Below are 15,896 nucleotides of genomic sequence, written 5' to 3'. Positions count from 1 at the left end.
AAACCTTCGCGAGTTGCCCGACCCAACCCGCGAAGGAGCCGTTCCATGTCCGACCTGCTGTCCTCGTCTGCCGCGCCCTGGCTGGGCCTCGGCATCGCCATCGCCGTCCTGCTGGCCATCGACCTGTTCGTCGTCCGCGGCCGCGGGGGCGAGATGACCGCCCGCCAGGCCGGAATCGCCAGCGCCGTCTGGGTGGCCATCGCGCTGGCCTTCGGTGGTGTCCTGCTGCTGTTCGGCGAGCGCGAGGACGCGGGCTCCTACCTGGCCGGCTACCTGGTCGAGAAGAGCCTGTCGCTGGACAACGTGTTCGTCTACCTGCTCGTGCTGACCGCCTTCGCGGTGCCGGTCACCGAGCGCCACAAGCTGCTGACCTACGGCATCGTCGGCGCGCTGCTGCTGCGCGGCGTGTTCATCTTCGCCGGCGCGGCCGTGCTGGAGCAGTTCAGCTGGGTCAGCTTCCTGTTCGCCGCGCTGCTGCTGTGGACGGCCTGGCGGCTGTTCGCCCACCGCCACGACCACGCGGGCGAGGACAAGCTCGTCCAGCGCCTGAGCAACAAGCTGCCCAGCGCGTTCGCGGGGGCCCTGGTGGCGATCATGATCGTCGACATCATCTTCGCGATCGACTCGGTGCCGGCGATCCTGGCCATCACCGACGACGCGTTCATCGTCTTCGCGGCCAACGCGTTCGCGCTGCTCGGCCTGCGACCGCTGTTCTTCCTGGTCGCCGACCTGGTCGAGCGCCTGTACTACCTGAAGACCGCGCTGGCCGTGCTGCTCGCGTTCATCGGGCTGAAGATGGTCCTGGGCGAGCTGGTCGGGAAGGTCGGGCCCGAGTTCAGCCTGCCGGTCATCGCGCTGATCCTGGGCACCGGGGTGGTCGCCTCGCTGCTGCGCGAGCGCCGGCAGGCAGCGGTGCCCGAGATCCCGTAAGGTGTTCGCCCAGCGCACCGTGTGCGCTATCCGCACACCATGACTGCCACCTTCACCACGCTCCCCGAGGCGATCGCCGCCCTCGTCCACGACGGCGACACCATCGCGCTCGAGGGCTTCACCCATCTGATCCCGGTCGCCGCGGGCCAGGAGATCATCCGCCAGGGTCGGCGCAACCTGACCCTGGTGCGGATGACCCCGGACATCGTCTACGACCAGCTGATCGGCGCCGGCTGCGCGCGCAAGCTCGTCTTCTCCTGGGGCGGCAACCCGGGCGTCGGCTCGCTGCATCGCCTGCGCGACGCGGTCGAGCACGAGTGGCCCGCGCCGCTGGAGATCGAGGAGCACTCGCACGCGGGGATGGCCAACCGCTACGCGGCCAGCGCCGCCGGCCTGCCCTTCGCGGTGATGCGCGGGTACACGGGCACCGACCTGCCCAAGCACACGAAGACCATCGGCCAGGTCACCTGCCCGTTCACCGGCGAGGTGCTGACCGCGGTGCCCAACCTCGGCCTCGACGTGGGGATCATCCACGCGCAGCGGGCCGACCGGAAGGGCAACGTGCAGATGTGGGGCCTGACCGGCGTGCAGAAGGAGACGGTGCTGGGCGCGCAGCGCTCGCTGGTCACGGTCGAGGAGATCGTCGACGAGCTCGAGCCGATGCCCAACCAGGTCGTCCTGCCCAGCTGGGTGGTGACCGCGATCGCCGAAGTGCCCAAGGGAGCCGTGCCGTCCTACGCGCAGGGCTACTACGACCGCGACAACGCGGCCTACCGCGCGTGGGACACCGTCTCGCGCGACCGCGAGTCCTTCCAGGAATGGCTCAACCGCGAGGTGCTCGATGCCTGAGTTCGCCCCCGACGAGCTGCTCACCGTCGCGGCGGCGCGCGTGCTGACCGACGGCACCACGACGTTCGTGGGCATCGGTCCTCCCGGCGCGGCCGCCAACCTGGCCCAGCGCACCCACGCGCCGAACCTCGTGCTCGTGTACGAGTCCGGCGCGATCGGGGCCAAGCCCGACCGCCTGCCGCTGAGCATCGGCGACGGCATCCTGGGTGAGACGGCCGACGCGGTGGTCGCCGTGCCCGAGATGTTCAACTACTGGGTGCAGCCGGGCCGCATCGACGTCGGCTTCCTCGGCGCCGCTCAGATCGACAAGTTCGGCAACATCAACACGACGGTGGTCGGCGGCGACTACGCGCACCCGAAGGTGCGCCTGCCCGGCGCCGGCGGAGCGCCCGAGATCGCCGCCAACTGCGGCGAGGTGATCGTGATCCTGCGCCAGTCGGCGCGCGCGTTCGTGGAGAAGGTCGACTTCGTGACCAGCGTGGGCCACGGCGACGGCTCGCCGGGCTACCGCGAGAAGCTCGGCCTGCGCGGCCGCGGCCCGACGAAGATCATCACCGACCTCGGCGTCCTCGAAGCCGAGGACGGCAGCAACGAGTTCGTGATGACCGCGCTGCACGAGGGCGTCACGCGCGAGCAGGCCGTCGAGGCGACCGGCTGGGCGCTGCGCTTCGCCGACGACGTCGACACCCTGGCGCTCCCGACCGCCGCGGAGCTGGACACCCTGCGAGCCCTGAAGGCCTGATGCCGACCTCCTACGTCATCGACGCGATCCGCACCCCGATCGGCCGCTACGGCGGCGCGCTGTCGGGCGTGCGTCCCGACGACCTCGCCGCCCACGTGGTCAAGACGATCGTCGAGCGCGACCAGATCGATCCCGAGCTGATCGACGACGTCTTCTTCGGCGACGCCAACGCGGCCGGTGAGGACAACCGCGACGTCGCGCGCATGGCCGTGCTGCTGGCCGGCCTGCCCACGACGGTGCCGGGCGTGACGCTCAACCGGCTGTGCGGCAGCGGCCTGGAGGCGGCGATCGGCGCCAGCCGCGCGGTCGAGGCGGGCGACGCCTCGCTGACGCTGGTCGGCGGCGTGGAGTCGATGAGCCGCGCGCCCTGGGTGCTGCTGAAGCCGGCCAAGGGCTTCCCGGCCGGCCACGAGACGCTGCACTCGACCACGCTGGGTTGGCGCATGGTGAACCCGAACATGCCCGACCAGTGGTCGATCCCGCTGGGTGAGTCGGCCGAGATCCTGGCCGACCGCTACGAGATCACCCGCGAGCAGCAGGACGCGTTCGCGATGGCCAGCCATCAGCGCGCGCACGCCGCCTGGGAGGCGGGGTTCTACGACGACCACGTGGTCCCCGTGCCCGGCACCGACCTGACCCGCGACGAGGGCATCCGCCCCGACAGCTCGATGGAGAAGCTGGCCAAGCTGAAGCCCGCCTTTCGCCAGGACGGCACGGTCACCGCCGGCAACGCGTCGCCGCTGAACGACGGCGCCGGCGCCGTGGTCATCGGCGACGAGGCGGCGGCGAGCAAGCTGGGCCGCGAGCCGATGGCCCGCATCGCCGCGCGCGCGGTGCACGGCGTCGATCCCGACGTCTTCGGCATCGCCCCCGTGGAGGCGGCCAACAAGGCGCTGGCCCGGGCCGGCATCGGCTGGGACGACCTGTCCGTGGTCGAGCTCAACGAGGCGTTCGCCTCCCAGTCGCTGGCCTGCCTGGCCGACTGGAAGGAGCTCGATCCCGCGATCGTCAACCCCAACGGGGGCGCGATCGCCATCGGCCATCCGCTCGGCTGCTCGGGCGTGCGCATCCTCGGCGCGCTGGCCCACGAGCTGCGCCGGCGCGGCGGCGGCTGGGGCCTGGCGGCCATCTGCATCGGCGTCGGCCAGGGGCTGGCCGTCGTGTTGGAAGCCTGACGTTCACCAAGGAGGAGAGATGTCGCAGAGCCCGCTCCCGACGTACGCGCCGCTCCCCCAGGGCGACGACCCGTCGGCGTTCCCCGGCTACCGCTCGACGCAGTACCGCTTCCCCAAGCGCAAGCTGTTCCACCTGCCCCAGGGCATCGGCGAGGTGACCGGCCCGCTGCTGGGCGAGGACCGCGTCGGCGAGCACGACCACGACCTGACCGTGCACGGCCGCGGTGAGCCGATCGGCGAGCGCATCATCGTCCACGGCCGCCTGCTGGACAGCGGCGGCCGCCCGCTTCCGGGCCAGCTCGTCGAGCTCTGGCAGGCCAACGCGGCCGGGCGCTACGACCACGTCGTCGACCAGCACCCGGCGCCGCTGGACCCGAACTTCAGCGGGGTCGGCCGCGCGCTGACCGACGCCGACGGCCGCTACCGCTTCATCACGATCAAGCCGGGCGCGTACCCGTGGGGCAACCACCCCAACGCCTGGCGCGCCCAGCACATCCACTTCTCGCTGACCGGGCGCTCGCTGCCCCAGCGGCTGGTCACCCAGATGTACTTCCCCGGCGACCCGCTGTTCTTCCAGGACCCGATCTTCGACGCGGGCCTGGACGAGCCCACGCGCAACCGCATGATCAGCACGTTCGACCTCGACGAGACCGTGCCCGAGTGGGCGCTGGCCTACAAATGGGACATCGTCCTGCGCGGGCCCGACGCGACCCACATCGAGACCGCGGAGGAGCACGGATGAGCGACCCCTACCAGGAGCCGATCGGCCCGTACGCGCCCGCGACGCTGGCGCCGACGCCCGGCCCGACGCCGTCGCAGACCGTCGGTCCCTACTTCGCCTTCGGCCTGACCACGCCGTGGCCCGAGGGCGTCAACGCGGTCGAGCCCTACCACGGCGACGCGATCGAGATCTTCGGCCACGTGTACGACGGCAACGGCGCGCCCGTGCCCGACGCGATGATCGAGATCTGGCAGGCCGATCCCAACGGGCGCTTCAACCACCCCGACGATCCGCGCGGCGCCACGGTGTTCGAGGGCTTCAGCGGGTTCGCCCGCTGCGGGACCGACAACGAAGGTCGCTGGGCGGTCAGGACGCTGAAGCCGGGCGCGATCCCGGCGGCCGAGGGCGACCGCGACCAGGCGCCGCACATCTCGGTGATCGTCATGGCCCGCGGGCTGCTGCGCCAGCTCAACACGCGCATCTACTTCGCCGAGGAGGCCGCGGCCAACGCGGCCGACCCGGTGCTGCAGTCGCTGCCCGAGGACGTGCGCGGGACCCTCATCGCCGAGCCGGTCGACGACCGCGGCTATCGCTTCGACATCGTCCTGCAGGGAGCTGGTGAGACTGCCTTCTTCGAGCTCTGACGACGAGCGCCGCGCACAGGGGATGGAGGTCCGCCGGGCGGTGCTCGGCGAGGCCCACGTCGAGCGCGCGGTGGCGGGAACCACCGACTTCACCGAGCTGTTCCAGGACTTCATCACGCGCACCGCGTGGGGGGACGTGTGGTCGCGGCCCGGGCTGGACCGGCGCACCCGGTCGATCATCACGCTGACCGCGCTGACGGCGATCCGGGCCGAGGGCGAGATCGCCATGCACGTGCGCGCGGCGATCACCAACGGGCTGACGCCCGACGAGATCGGCGAGGTGATCCTCCACACCGCGGTGTACGCCGGCGTCCCGGCCGCCAACGCGGCGTTCAAGATCGCCAACGAGACGCTGCGCGAGCTGGGCATCGCGGAGGCGCAGCAGCGGTGAGCGACGCCGTCCCCGCCCGCCCCGACCACTTCGTCCAGTCGCTCGAGCGCGGCATCGCCGTGATCCGGGCGTTCTCGGCGGAGGAGCCGCAGATGACGCTGAGCGACGTCGCGCGCCGCACCGGCCTGACGCGCGCGGCCGCGCGTCGCTTCCTGCTGACGCTGGTCGACCTGCACTACGTGCACACCGACGGGCGGATGTTCTGGCTGTCCCCGCGGGTGCTCGAGCTCGGCCACAGCTACCTGTCGTCGCTGTCGCTGCCCGAGGTGGCCGAGCCGCACATCGAGCGCCTGGTCGCCCGGGTGCGTGAGTCCTCGTCGGTCTCGGTGCTCGACGAGGGCGACGTCATCTACGTCGCGCGCGTGCCGGTCTCGCGGATCATGACCGTCTCGCTGCACGTCGGCACCCGTCTGCCCGCGCACCGCACGTCGATGGGTCGCGTGCTGCTCGCGGCCACCGACTTCCACACCGGCGACGCCGTCCTGCAGCGCAAGCTCGACGACGCGCGCCGCGACGGGTACGCGATCGTCGACCAAGAGCTCGAGGCGGGCCTGCGCTCGATCGCCGTCCCGATCCGCGACGGCGCCGGCACCGTCGTCGCGGCCATGAACCTGTCCACGCACGCCGCCCGACGCACGGTCGCGGCGATGCGGTCGGAGCTGCTGCCCGCCCTGCGCGAGACCGCGGCGCGCATCGAAGCCGACCTCGCCGCCACACCCGTCATCCACCGGAGAGCAACATGACACGCACCCAAGTGGGGATCGTCGGCGCCGGGCCCGCCGGCCTGTTCCTGGCCGAGTTCCTGCGCCAGGCGGGGATCGACTGCGTCGTCATCGAGGCCCGCGACCGCGAGTACGTCCAGCAGCGGGTGCGCGCCGGGGTGCTCGAGCAGGGCTCGGTCGAGGCGATGGCCCAGCTCGGCGTCGACGCGCGGCTGCGGCGCGAGGGGCTCGTGCACGAGGGCTTCGAGCTGCTGTTCGAGGGCGCGCGGCATCGGATCGACATGCAGGCGCTGTGCGGGCGGGCGATCACCGTCTACGGCCAGCAGGAGGTCGTCAAGGACCTGATCGACCATCGCCTGGCGGTCGGCGGCGCGCTGCACTTCGAGTGCTCCGACGTCGCGCTGCACGGCCTGGACTCCGATGCGCCGTCGATCACCTACACCCAGGACGGCGCGGCCCACGAGCTGGTCTGCGACTACATCGCCGGCTGCGACGGCTTCCACGGCATCTCGCGCCCGTCGATCCCCGACGGCGTGCTGACCGTCTTCGAGCGCGTCTACCCGTTCGCCTGGCTGGGGATCCTGGCCCGCGCCGCGCCGGCCAACGAGGAGCTGATCTACGCCAACACGCCGCGCGGGTTCGCGCTGTACTCGATGCGCAACCCGCAGGTCACGCGCCTGTACCTGCAGGTCACGCCCGACGAGGACATCGAGCAGTGGCCCGACGAGCGCATCTGGTCCGAGCTGCACGCGCGGCTGGAGACCGGCCCCGACGACGACTTCCACCTCAACGAGGGCGAGATCTTCGAGAAGGGCATCACGCCGATGCGCTCGTTCGTCGTCGAGCCGATGCAGTACGGCCGCCTGTTCCTGTGCGGTGACGCCGCGCACATCGTCCCGCCCACCGGCGCCAAGGGCATGAACGTGGCGATCGCCGACGTGCAGAACCTGTCCGAGGCGCTCGTCGCGTTCTACGACCGCGACGACCGGTCCGGACTGGAGGGCTACACCGAGCGCTGCCTGCGTAAGGTCTGGCGCGTGCAGCACTTCTCGTGGTTCATGACGTCGATGATGCACCAGCCTCCGGGCCGCGATCCGTTCGAGGAGCGCCTGCAGATCTCGCAGCTGAAGTACGTGACGTCGTCGCCCGCGGCCGCGCTGTCGCTGGCCGAGAACTACGCGGGGCTGCCCCGCACGTGAATCAGCTCTTCGCCGGGGTCCTCGCGCGTGGACCGGTGGCGGAGGCCGTCGGCGAACGCGCCTGGCTGCAGGCGATGCTCGACTTCGAGGCGGGCCTGGCCCGGGCGCAGGCCGAGCTGGGGCTGATCCCGCACGGCGCGGCGGAGGCGATCGCCGCGGCCGCGCGCGCCGAGAACTTCGATGCGGCGTCGATCGGCGTGGCGGCGACCAGCGGCGGCAACCCGGCCCAGCCGCTGGTCAAGGCGCTGACCGCGGCCGTGGGCTCCTCCAGCGCGCGCGGTCACGTGCATCGCGGCGCCACGTCGCAGGACGTGATCGACACGGCCGCGATGCTCGTCTCGCGCGTCGCGCTCGACCTGATCCTGGTCGACCTGCGCGCGGCCTCCGACGCTGCCGCGGCGCTGGCTCGCGACCATCGCGGCACGCCGATGGCCGCGCGCACGCTGATGCAGCAGGCGGTCCCGACGACGTTCGGGCTGAAGGCGGCCGGCTGGATGATCGCGCTCGACGCCGCGACCGATCGGATCGCCGCCGTGCGCGAGACGCGCCTGGCCGTCCAGCTCGGCGGCGCGGCGGGCACGCTGGCCTCGCTGGGCGCCGACGGTCCGGCGGTGGTGGCGACGCTGGCCCGCCTGCTCGGCCTGCCCGAACCGGTGCTGCCCTGGCACACCGACCGCACGCGGATCGGCGAGCTGGCCGGCGCTCTGGGCGAGGCCGCGGGCGCGATCGCCAAGCCGGCGCGCGACGTGATCCTGCTCAGCCAGACCGAGGTCGGCGAGGTGCGCGAGAGCGCGGGCGGCGGCTCGTCGACCATGCCGCACAAGCAGAACCCGGTGGCGTCGATCGCCGCGCTGGCCTGCGCCCGGCGGGCCCCGGCGCTGGCCGGCGGGCTGCTGGGCTCGATGGACCACGAGCACGAGCGCGCCGCCGGGGCCTGGCACGCCGAGTGGGTGCCGCTGTGCGACCTGCTGGTGGCCGTGGGCGCCGCCGCGGCCTGGCTGCGCGAGTGCCTGCAGGGCCTGGAGGTCGATCGCGCGCGGATGCGCTCCAACCTCGACGCGACCGGCGGGCTGCTGCTGGCCGAGCGCGTGTCGACCGAGCTCGGCCGCACGCTGGGCCGCGACGTGGCCCATGAGGCGATCGAGCGCGCCGCGCAGGAGGCCGGGACGCTCGGCCGCCCGTTCGGCGAGGTGCTGGCCGAGGACGAGGCGGTGCGCGCGCACGTGCCGGCCGACGAGCTGGCCGAGCTCCTGGACCCCGAGGGCTACCTGGGCAGCGCCGGCGTCTTCGTCGACCGAGCGCTCGAAGCGCACCGTGCGCTTCAATCCGGCGCGTGACCGCCGTCGACGTCCACCACGTGGTCGAGGGGCCGGCCGATGCGCCCGCCCTCGTGCTGATCAACTCGCTGGGCTCGACCCTGGCCATGTGGGAGCCGCAGATCGACGCGCTCGCCGCGCGCTTCCGCGTCGTGCGCTTCGACCTGCGCGGCCACGGCCGCTCGCCGGTTCCGCCCGGGCCGTACGCGCTGGATGACATCGGCGGCGACGTGCTGGCGCTGCTGGACGCGCTGGGCATCGCGCGGGCGCATGTGGCCGGCGTCTCGCTGGGCGGCATGACCACGATGTGGCTGGCCACGCACGCCGCCGACCGGGTCGATCGGATCGTGCTGTGCTGCACGTCGGCCCAGCTCGGGCCCCCGCAGCAGTGGGTGGACCGGGCGGCGCTGGTGCGCGCCGAGGGCACCGGCGCGGTGGCCGATGCGGTGGTGGCGCGCTGGTTCACGCCGGCGTGGGCGGCCGCGCATCCGCAGCGGGTGGGCCAGCTGCGCGAGATGATCGCCGCCACCCCCGCCGAGGGCTACGCGGGGTGCTGCGCGGCGATCGGCGCGATGGATCAGATCGACGCGCTGGCCGGCATCGTGGCGCCGACGCTGGTGATCGCCGGGGCCGACGATCCGTCGACGCCGTCCGACCACGGTGCGCGCATCGCGGCGCGGATCCCGGGCGCGCGGATGACGGTCATCCCCCACGCCGCGCACCTGGCCAACATCGAGCAGGCGCCCCAGGTGACCGAGCGGATCCTCGCCCACCTTCGGGTAGCCTAACCGCGCCATGACTTTCGTCTCGATGAACTGCGTCACGCCGGAGCCCGAGCAGGCCGAGGAGTTCGAGCAGGCCTTCCTCAACCGCGAGCGCCGCATGGGCGCCGCGCCCGGCTTCATCCGCTTCCAGCTCATGAAGCCGCTGCGCAACCAGGAGTACCTGGTCGTGACCGAATGGGAGTCCGAGCAGGCCTTCAAGGACTGGATCGGCAGCGACCTGTTCAAGCAGGCCCACCGCGGGGACGGCCAGCGCTCGTTCGGCGGGCACTCCGAGCTGCGTACCTACGAGATCATCGACGTCGAGCAGCCCGCGTAGGGCGCGCCCGCTCTAGTCTGAGGTCGCAGTGGAGGATCTGCTCCTCGACATCGCGAACGCGCTCAAGTACCCGGTCTTCGTGCTCGCGTTCGCCGCGTTGGCGGCCGTCGTGTTCGAGACCGGTGCCTTCCTCGTCGAGCTGCTGCGCCGGCGCCGGCGCGATCTGCCCCGCCTGGAGCGGGCCGCGTCGGAGGCCAAGCGCGAGCTGCTCAAGGGCGACAAGGGCAAGGCGCGCGTGCCGCTGCTGCGCGTGTCGACCGACGCCGCGATGGCGCAGTGCATGCGCGACATGGTGGCCGAATGGGGCCAGCCGAACGCCAACGACCGCGTGGCCAAGCGCCTGGCCGACTTCGACTTCGGCTCGCTGCGGCGGCTGGAGCGCACGCGCCTGCTCGTGCGCGCCGGCCCGGGCCTCGGCCTGATGGGCACGCTGATCCCGCTGTCCCCCGCGCTCGCCGCGCTCGGCGAGGGCGACGTCAAGCAGCTCTCCGACGGCCTGCGCGTCGCCTTCGGCGTGACCGTGATCGGGATCTTCGTGGGCATGGTCGCCTTCATCCTGTCGCTGGTGCGCGACCGCCTGTACTCCCAGGACCACTCCGATCTGGAGTTCGTCGCCGCCGTCCTGTTCGACCAGCCCAGCGTCCAGCAGACGCACGAGTCGCTGCCGATGCCGGTGGTGCAGTCGACGTGAAGTCGCGCGTCTCCACCCGGGCGCGCCTGCGCGACGATCGGGCCGGCGACCCGCTCGACGGCCTGGTCAACCTGTTCGACCTCGGCCTCGTGCTCGCGCTCGCCTTCCTGCTCGTGGCGATCAACTCGCTCGGCGCGGACTCGGTGACGCCGGCCGCGGACAACCAGGTCAAGGTCTCCCCCGACCAGCAGGTCGGCACCGTCCCCCAGACCGGCGGCGAGCAGGTCATCGGCCGCGGCGAAGAGGTCGGCAAGGTCTACCGCCTGGACGACGGGCGGCTCGTCTACGTCGCGCCGAAGTCGCCGTAATCGGTCGCCGTTGCGCGAACGAACGGCGGGCGGCGAAGACAGCCGGCCCGGAGCCGCCGCGCCGAGCACGCCGCGGGTCGGTTCGCTTTTCGGACCGGCACGTGACCGACTTTAACCCCGCTATACGAGCTTAAGGTCGGTCACGTCGCCCCCTTTCGCCGCGCGGACCGCGGAGCGGACGACCCACGCGCCTTCGCTGCCCGTCGTTCGCCCGCGCCGACGCGTCCGACAACGAGAAGAGCCGCCCCGAATCGGAGCGGCCTATCCAGGTGGTCGGCCAGCGTCGACGCAACTTGAGAGCGGCAACGCGCCAGCTGTGGCGAGCCGCTCAGGCGCCGTCGTTCGCTTGCCCCGGGACGAGGCGGGCGGTAGCCGCGACGAGCTGCGCGTTGCTCGTCGCGCGCTCGCCGTCGGGCAGCAGGAGCGTGTCCTCGAAGCCGATGCGCGTGTCGTAGCCGAAGACAATCGCGTCCTCGAGCACGGGCCAGGTCGCCTCGCCGTCGGCGTGCTGGAGACGCGGCGCGGTGATGCCGTGGCGGTCCAGCGCGGCGTGAATCGACTCGTACAGCAGCGGCGCCGCGACGGGGTCGGGATCGACCGGCTCGACGAGCACGCGCGTGAGGCGGTCGGCCAGCCCGCAGGCGGCGAGGCGCTCGGCGTCTTCGACCGACCAAACGCCCGCCTCGATGCCGATGCCGTTCTCCAGCAGAACGCGCATGACCTCGTCGAAACCCTCCTCGGAGACGTTGACCGAGGCGTAGATGGGCGCGCTCCACGCGCTGATCAGCGCGAGGCGGCGCTCGAGGTCAGGCTCGATCCATGCCGCGGTCGAGACGCCGACGGGTGCGCCATTCGCGGCCTCGCGCACCTGCCGCACAACCGCATCGATGACCGCCGGATCCAACGTCTCGCGGCCCTCGCCGTCGCGCGGGTGGATGTGGAACGCGCCCGCACCGGCGGCCACGCAGGCCGAGGCGTCGCGGGCGAGCTCGTCGGCGGTGACCGGGACCGCTGGATGATCGTTGCGGGTGCGGTCGCCGTTGAGCGCGGCTTGCAGGAGCAACGTCACCGAACCCCCCGATCCCGACGCACGACGGTCAGCCAGTAGATCGGGACAAGTCCGGGCTGCCACAGAAGCCGACCGGGCCAGTTCTTCAGGGCCGGGTCAACCAGTGCGCGCTCACGTGCATCGGCGCGTGCCCACCACATCGCCCAGAACTCCACGACGAGCGCCGCCAAGAGCGCGACCACCAGGAAAGGCGTCACGCCCCATTCAGCTGCTCCGTTCGGCTGGAGGATCGCCCCCGCAACGATGATGACGGCGATAAGGGCCGCAACGATCCACGGAATGAAAGCGAGCGCAACGAACAGGCGGCTCTCAACGCGTACCCATCGTCGTGTGCGGGGCGATCTCGTCGCCATGCCCATCAGGGTTCCCGCAACGCCTTCTTCTGCACCTTCCCCAGCGCGTTGCGGGGCAGCTCGGCTACCCATCGGACCACGCGAGGGCGCTTGTGCGGCGTGAGCAGGCCGGCAACGTGGTTGGCGACGTCGGCGTCGGTCGGACGGTCGACGCCGTCGCGGGCGACCAGCCAGGCGACGACGCGCTCGCCGAGGTCGTCGTCGGGCTCGCCGGTGACGGCGGCCTCGGCGACGGCGTCGTGTTCGAGCAGGGCGTTCTCGATCTCGCCGGCGCCGATCTTGAAGCCGCCGCTCTTGATCAGGTCGGTGGCGCGGCGGCCGACGATGCGCACGTAGCCGTCGTCGTCGAGCGTGGCCAGGTCGCCGGTGTGGAACCAGCCGTCGGCGTCGACGGCCTCCGCGGTCGCGTCGGGACGATTCAGGTAGCCGAGAAACAGGTTGGGGCCGCGCACGAGGATCTCGCCGATGCCGCTCTCGTCGCCGGCCTCCGAGAGCAGACGCACCTCGACGCCGTCCAGCGGCGGCCCGACCGCGCCCGGGCGCCGGTCGCCGTCGGCGCGCACCGCCGTGTTCATCAGCGTCTCGGTCATGCCGTAGCGCTCGACCACCAGCTGGCCCGTCAGCCGCTCGATGCGCTCGTGCTCGCGCGCGGGCAGCGCGGCCGAGCCCGACACCAGCAGCCGCGCGCGCCCCAACGCGCCGGCGATGCGCGGATCGGCCTGCGCGGCGTCGGCCAACCGCCGATGCATCGTGGGCACGGCGAAGAGCATCGTCGCGTCGCGCTCGAAGGCGTCGGCCACCTCGGCCGGGTCGAAGCGCCCGAGCTGCCAGCCGATCCCGCCCCGGCGCAGCGCGCCGATCATCCCGACGATCAACCCGTGCACGTGGAACAGCGGCAGCGCGTGCACGACGACGTCCTCCTCCGTCCACGCCCACGCCTCGCCCAGCGCGTCGAGGTTCGTCGTGACGGCGCGGCGGGGCAGCACGGCGCCCTTCGGCGGCCCGGTGGTGCCCGAGGTGTAGACGACGAACGCGGGCGTCTCGGGATCGGGCTCGGCGGGCACCTCCCCGCCGATCGCGCGCAGGTCGACGTCGATGCGCGGGCGCCCGGGCGCCGTGCCCTCCCCCGGCGTCGTCAGCACCAGCGCCGGATCGCTGTCGGCCAGGACGTGCTCGAGCTCGCGCGCACCGGCCTTGGGGTTCAGCGGCACGATCGGCACGCCGGCCAGCAGCGCGCCCACGACCGCCACCACCGTCTCGGCCGACGGCACCGCCCACACGGCCACGCGCTCGGTCCCGGCGACGTGATCGGCAACCGCGGTGGCCGCGCCGTGCAGCTCCTGCCAGGTCAGCTCCCGGGCCCCGACGCGCAGAGCGACCGCCTCGGGATAGGCCAGGTCCAGCAGACGCGGGATCACGAAGCGGACGCTATCGCGGCCAGCTGGGCGATCGTCTCGTCGATCTCCGCCTCGGTCGTGCGCGGGTTGATCGTGCACAGCCGCAGCACGCCGCGGCCGTCGAGCACCGTCGAGCTGAGCACCGCGTAGCCGTCCTCCACCAGCGCGGCGGCCAGCGCCGCGCAGTCGCCCGACACGGGCGCGAACGTGACCACGGCCAGCTGTGCCGGGGTGACGATCTCCCAGCCCGGCGTGGCCCGCAGCGTCGCCTCGGCGTGCTCGGCCAGCGCGATCCCGGTGGCGATCGCCGTGCGGATCTCCGCGACGCCGAACGTCTTGATCGTCAGCCACAGCTTCAGCGCCCGCGACGTGCGGGTGAGCTGCAGCGAGCGATCGCGCAGCGACGGCTCCGGGCCGGTGGTGTCGGCCAGGTACTCGGGCGACATCGCGAACGCCTGCGCCAGCAGCCCCGGCTCGCGCACCAGCAGCACGCCGCACTCGTAGGGCGTGAACAGCCACTTGTGCGGGTCGACGACGAGCGAGTCGGCTCGCCCCATCCCGGCCAGCAGCGCCGCGCCCTGGGGCACCAAAGCGCCGGGCGCGCCGTACGCCCCGTCGACGTGCAGCCACAGTCCCTCGGCGGCGGCCAGGTCGGCCAGGGCCTCGAGGTCGTCGACCGCGCCGGTGTTCGTCGTGCCCGCGTTGGCGATCAGCAGGAACGGGCGCCGGCCGGCGGCGCGATCCTCGGCCACCGCGCGCGCGACCGACGCCACCGGCAAGCGAAAGGCCGCGTCGCAGTCCAGCACCCGCAAGCGATCCTCCGCGAACCCCAGCGCCCGCAGCGCCCGGGGCAGCGACGCGTGGGTCTGCGCCGAGCAGTAGACGGTGGCCTCCGGATCGTGCCCGCCCAGGCGGGCCAGGCGCGCCGCCGCGAACGCGGTCAGGCTCGACATCGACCCGCCCGACAGCAGCACGCCCTCGGTCTCCTCGGGCATCCCCAGCAGCTGCGCCAGCCAGTCGGTGACGACGAGCTCCAGCGTGGTGGGCCCCGCCGAGCCGGCCCACGAGGTGGCGATCGCGTTGAAGCCGGAGGCCAGCGCGTCGGCCAGCGGCCCGATCGGGCTGGACGGTCCCGGCACGCGCGCGAAGTACCGCGGGTGCTGGGTCAGCTGCATGTGGGCCAGGACGACGTCGGTCGCCGTGGTCAGCGCGGCGTCGACGTCGCCCGGCTGCTCGGGCGGCGGCTCGCGCAGAACGGCGTCGAGGGCCTCACGCGACCCGGGCCGCAGCGGCGGCAGGTCGCGAATGCCCTCGAGGTGATCGGCGACCAGGTCGGCCACCGTGTGCGCCAGGCGACGGAACTCGCCGGGCGCCAGGGACAACGGCTCACGCTCCACCGGCGAGACCCTATTTCAGGTCCCGCCGGGGAGCATGCTCCGCTGGAGGTCCTAGATCGGCAGGGTCCCGCCGGCGAAGGGCTCGGTACCCTTCACGAGGCTGATCGACTGACCGCCCTTGCTGTTGGCCCAGGCGATCTCCTTGGCCACGTCGCCGACGCCGTTGGAGGCGGCCAGCGGCGCGATCGCCACCGTCGACAGCACGCCGAGCGCGTTGCCGTCGGCGTCCAGGAACGCCGAGCCGGAGTCACCGGGGATGCCGGGGGTCAGGGTGTAGACGGTGTGGGTCCAGCCGTTGGCGTCGTCACCGAGGCTGAAGCCCTCCTTCGGGCTGAGCAGCGTGATGCCCTGGCGCAGCGACGAGTTGCCGTAGGAGAAGACCTTGTCGCCGGCCGCGGTGCCCGACGTGTTGATGCCGACCGGGCCACCGAAGTTCGGGATCGAGGGGTTGACCAGATCGACGTCGGCCGGATCGATCTTCACGAGCGCGAGATCGTTGTAGGCGCACGTGTCGGGATCGGTCTCCCCGCTGGCCTGCATGGCCAGCCACGAGTTGTAGACCATGGTGCCCGGCTTGGTGGCACCGCCGATCTCGACCTTCGTGCCGAGCGGGAGCGACTGCGAGGTGCAGCCGTCGGTCTCGGTGGCCTCACCGGTCGACGAGCAGTGCGCCGCCTGACCGATGTAGGTGTTCGTTCCGTCCTGGAAGATGAAGTTGGCGGTGCACTGACCGCTGCCGTCCGTGACCGTCTGCACGCCTGGATGGATCGGCGCGGTGTCGGCGGGCGCCCAGGCCATGGCCGGACCGGCGGCGGCAAGCGCGGCGACTCCGGCGGTGGCGAGGACAGCGACCCTGGTGGAGAGCTTCATGTCCGCTTGGAACGCGCGCCC

19 protein-coding genes are annotated in these 15,896 nt (G+C 72.5%); 14 read left to right on the top strand and 5 right to left on the bottom strand.

Annotation, left to right across the window (positions count from 1 at the left end):
- The first annotated feature begins 45 nt into the window (after window positions 1-45).
- The 14 genes from ACZ5UI_RS24445 to ACZ5UI_RS24380 are packed head-to-tail and all read left to right on the top strand — an operon-like array spanning window position 46 to window position 10,789.
- Window positions 46-930, top strand: coding sequence for a TerC family protein (locus ACZ5UI_RS24445; protein WP_464192041.1), 885 nt, complete (start codon window positions 46-48; stop codon window positions 928-930).
- 39 nt (window positions 931-969) lie between these two features.
- Window positions 970-1,779 (top strand): CoA transferase subunit A, encoded by an 810-nt coding sequence (locus tag ACZ5UI_RS24440; protein ID WP_464192039.1) that lies wholly within the window; start codon window positions 970-972, stop codon window positions 1,777-1,779.
- On the top strand, window positions 1,772-2,521 hold the full coding sequence (locus ACZ5UI_RS24435) for a CoA-transferase subunit beta (RefSeq protein ID WP_464192037.1): 750 nt from the start codon (window positions 1,772-1,774) through the stop codon (window positions 2,519-2,521). Before ACZ5UI_RS24440 ends, ACZ5UI_RS24435 begins: the two co-directional genes overlap by 8 nt.
- The gene (locus ACZ5UI_RS24430; protein ID WP_464192035.1) at window positions 2,521-3,696 is read left to right on the top strand and encodes a thiolase family protein; all 1,176 of its coding nucleotides are present in this window, start codon (window positions 2,521-2,523) and stop codon (window positions 3,694-3,696) included. Before ACZ5UI_RS24435 ends, ACZ5UI_RS24430 begins: the two co-directional genes overlap by 1 nt.
- Window positions 3,697-3,715: 19 nt before the next feature.
- Window positions 3,716-4,438, top strand: coding sequence for a protocatechuate 3,4-dioxygenase subunit beta (gene pcaH, locus ACZ5UI_RS24425; protein ID WP_464192033.1), 723 nt, complete (start codon window positions 3,716-3,718; stop codon window positions 4,436-4,438).
- A complete protein-coding gene (pcaG, locus tag ACZ5UI_RS24420) occupies window positions 4,435-5,061 on the top strand; it encodes a protocatechuate 3,4-dioxygenase subunit alpha (protein ID WP_464192031.1) in 627 nt (208 codons plus the stop codon). Before pcaH ends, pcaG begins: the two co-directional genes overlap by 4 nt.
- A gap of 22 nt (window positions 5,062-5,083) precedes the next feature.
- The gene (pcaC, locus tag ACZ5UI_RS24415) at window positions 5,084-5,452 is read left to right on the top strand and encodes a 4-carboxymuconolactone decarboxylase (RefSeq protein ID WP_464197874.1); all 369 of its coding nucleotides are present in this window, start codon (window positions 5,084-5,086) and stop codon (window positions 5,450-5,452) included.
- Window positions 5,449-6,195: an IclR family transcriptional regulator domain-containing protein gene (locus tag ACZ5UI_RS24410; RefSeq protein WP_464192029.1), complete on the top strand. Its 747-nt coding sequence runs from the start codon at window positions 5,449-5,451 to the stop codon at window positions 6,193-6,195. Before pcaC ends, ACZ5UI_RS24410 begins: the two co-directional genes overlap by 4 nt.
- Complete coding sequence (locus ACZ5UI_RS24405) at window positions 6,192-7,373, top strand: 4-hydroxybenzoate 3-monooxygenase (RefSeq protein WP_464192027.1); 1,182 nt, start codon at window positions 6,192-6,194, stop codon at window positions 7,371-7,373. The genes ACZ5UI_RS24410 and ACZ5UI_RS24405 overlap by 4 nt, the downstream gene beginning before the upstream one ends.
- On the top strand, window positions 7,370-8,710 hold the full coding sequence (pcaB, locus tag ACZ5UI_RS24400) for a 3-carboxy-cis,cis-muconate cycloisomerase (RefSeq protein ID WP_464192025.1): 1,341 nt from the start codon (window positions 7,370-7,372) through the stop codon (window positions 8,708-8,710). Before ACZ5UI_RS24405 ends, pcaB begins: the two co-directional genes overlap by 4 nt.
- The gene (gene pcaD / locus ACZ5UI_RS24395; protein WP_464192022.1) at window positions 8,707-9,477 is read left to right on the top strand and encodes a 3-oxoadipate enol-lactonase; all 771 of its coding nucleotides are present in this window, start codon (window positions 8,707-8,709) and stop codon (window positions 9,475-9,477) included. Before pcaB ends, pcaD begins: the two co-directional genes overlap by 4 nt.
- Window positions 9,478-9,484: 7 nt before the next feature.
- Window positions 9,485-9,790, top strand: coding sequence for an antibiotic biosynthesis monooxygenase family protein (locus tag ACZ5UI_RS24390; RefSeq protein WP_464192020.1), 306 nt, complete (start codon window positions 9,485-9,487; stop codon window positions 9,788-9,790).
- Between the two features lie 28 nt (window positions 9,791-9,818).
- Window positions 9,819-10,481 carry a MotA/TolQ/ExbB proton channel family protein gene (locus ACZ5UI_RS24385; protein WP_464192017.1) on the top strand — a complete coding sequence of 221 codons (663 nt, stop codon included), beginning with the start codon at window positions 9,819-9,821 and terminating at the stop codon, window positions 10,479-10,481.
- On the top strand, window positions 10,478-10,789 hold the full coding sequence (locus ACZ5UI_RS24380; protein WP_464192015.1) for a DUF2149 domain-containing protein: 312 nt from the start codon (window positions 10,478-10,480) through the stop codon (window positions 10,787-10,789). Before ACZ5UI_RS24385 ends, ACZ5UI_RS24380 begins: the two co-directional genes overlap by 4 nt.
- A gap of 328 nt (window positions 10,790-11,117) precedes the next feature.
- On the opposite strand, the gene ACZ5UI_RS24375 is transcribed toward ACZ5UI_RS24380, so the two are convergent.
- Genes ACZ5UI_RS24375 through ACZ5UI_RS24355 form a run of 5 tightly spaced genes read right to left on the bottom strand, consistent with a single transcriptional unit; the run spans window position 11,118 to window position 15,875 of the window.
- On the bottom strand, window positions 11,118-11,858 hold the full coding sequence (locus ACZ5UI_RS24375; RefSeq protein WP_464192013.1) for a 3-keto-5-aminohexanoate cleavage protein: 741 nt from the start codon (window positions 11,856-11,858) through the stop codon (window positions 11,118-11,120).
- Window positions 11,855-12,211 (bottom strand): hypothetical protein, encoded by a 357-nt coding sequence (locus ACZ5UI_RS24370; protein ID WP_464192010.1) that lies wholly within the window; start codon window positions 12,209-12,211, stop codon window positions 11,855-11,857. The genes ACZ5UI_RS24375 and ACZ5UI_RS24370 overlap by 4 nt, the downstream gene beginning before the upstream one ends.
- Window positions 12,212-12,216: 5 nt before the next feature.
- Window positions 12,217-13,629, bottom strand: a complete 1,413-nt coding sequence (locus ACZ5UI_RS24365; protein ID WP_464192008.1) for an acyl-CoA synthetase — start codon at window positions 13,627-13,629, stop codon at window positions 12,217-12,219.
- Window positions 13,626-15,005, bottom strand: coding sequence for a pyridoxal phosphate-dependent decarboxylase family protein (locus ACZ5UI_RS24360; RefSeq protein ID WP_464192006.1), 1,380 nt, complete (start codon window positions 15,003-15,005; stop codon window positions 13,626-13,628). Before ACZ5UI_RS24360 ends, ACZ5UI_RS24365 begins: the two co-directional genes overlap by 4 nt.
- Window positions 15,006-15,056: 51 nt before the next feature.
- On the bottom strand, window positions 15,057-15,875 hold the full coding sequence (locus ACZ5UI_RS24355) for a serine protease (RefSeq protein ID WP_464192004.1): 819 nt from the start codon (window positions 15,873-15,875) through the stop codon (window positions 15,057-15,059).
- Between the last annotated feature and the right edge of the window lie 21 nt (window positions 15,876-15,896).

The sequence above is a fragment of the Conexibacter sp. JCM 18997 genome, assembly GCF_055391915.1.
The sequence above is the reverse complement of the archived record's forward strand: the minus strand, read 5'-3'. Positions and strand labels throughout refer to the sequence as shown.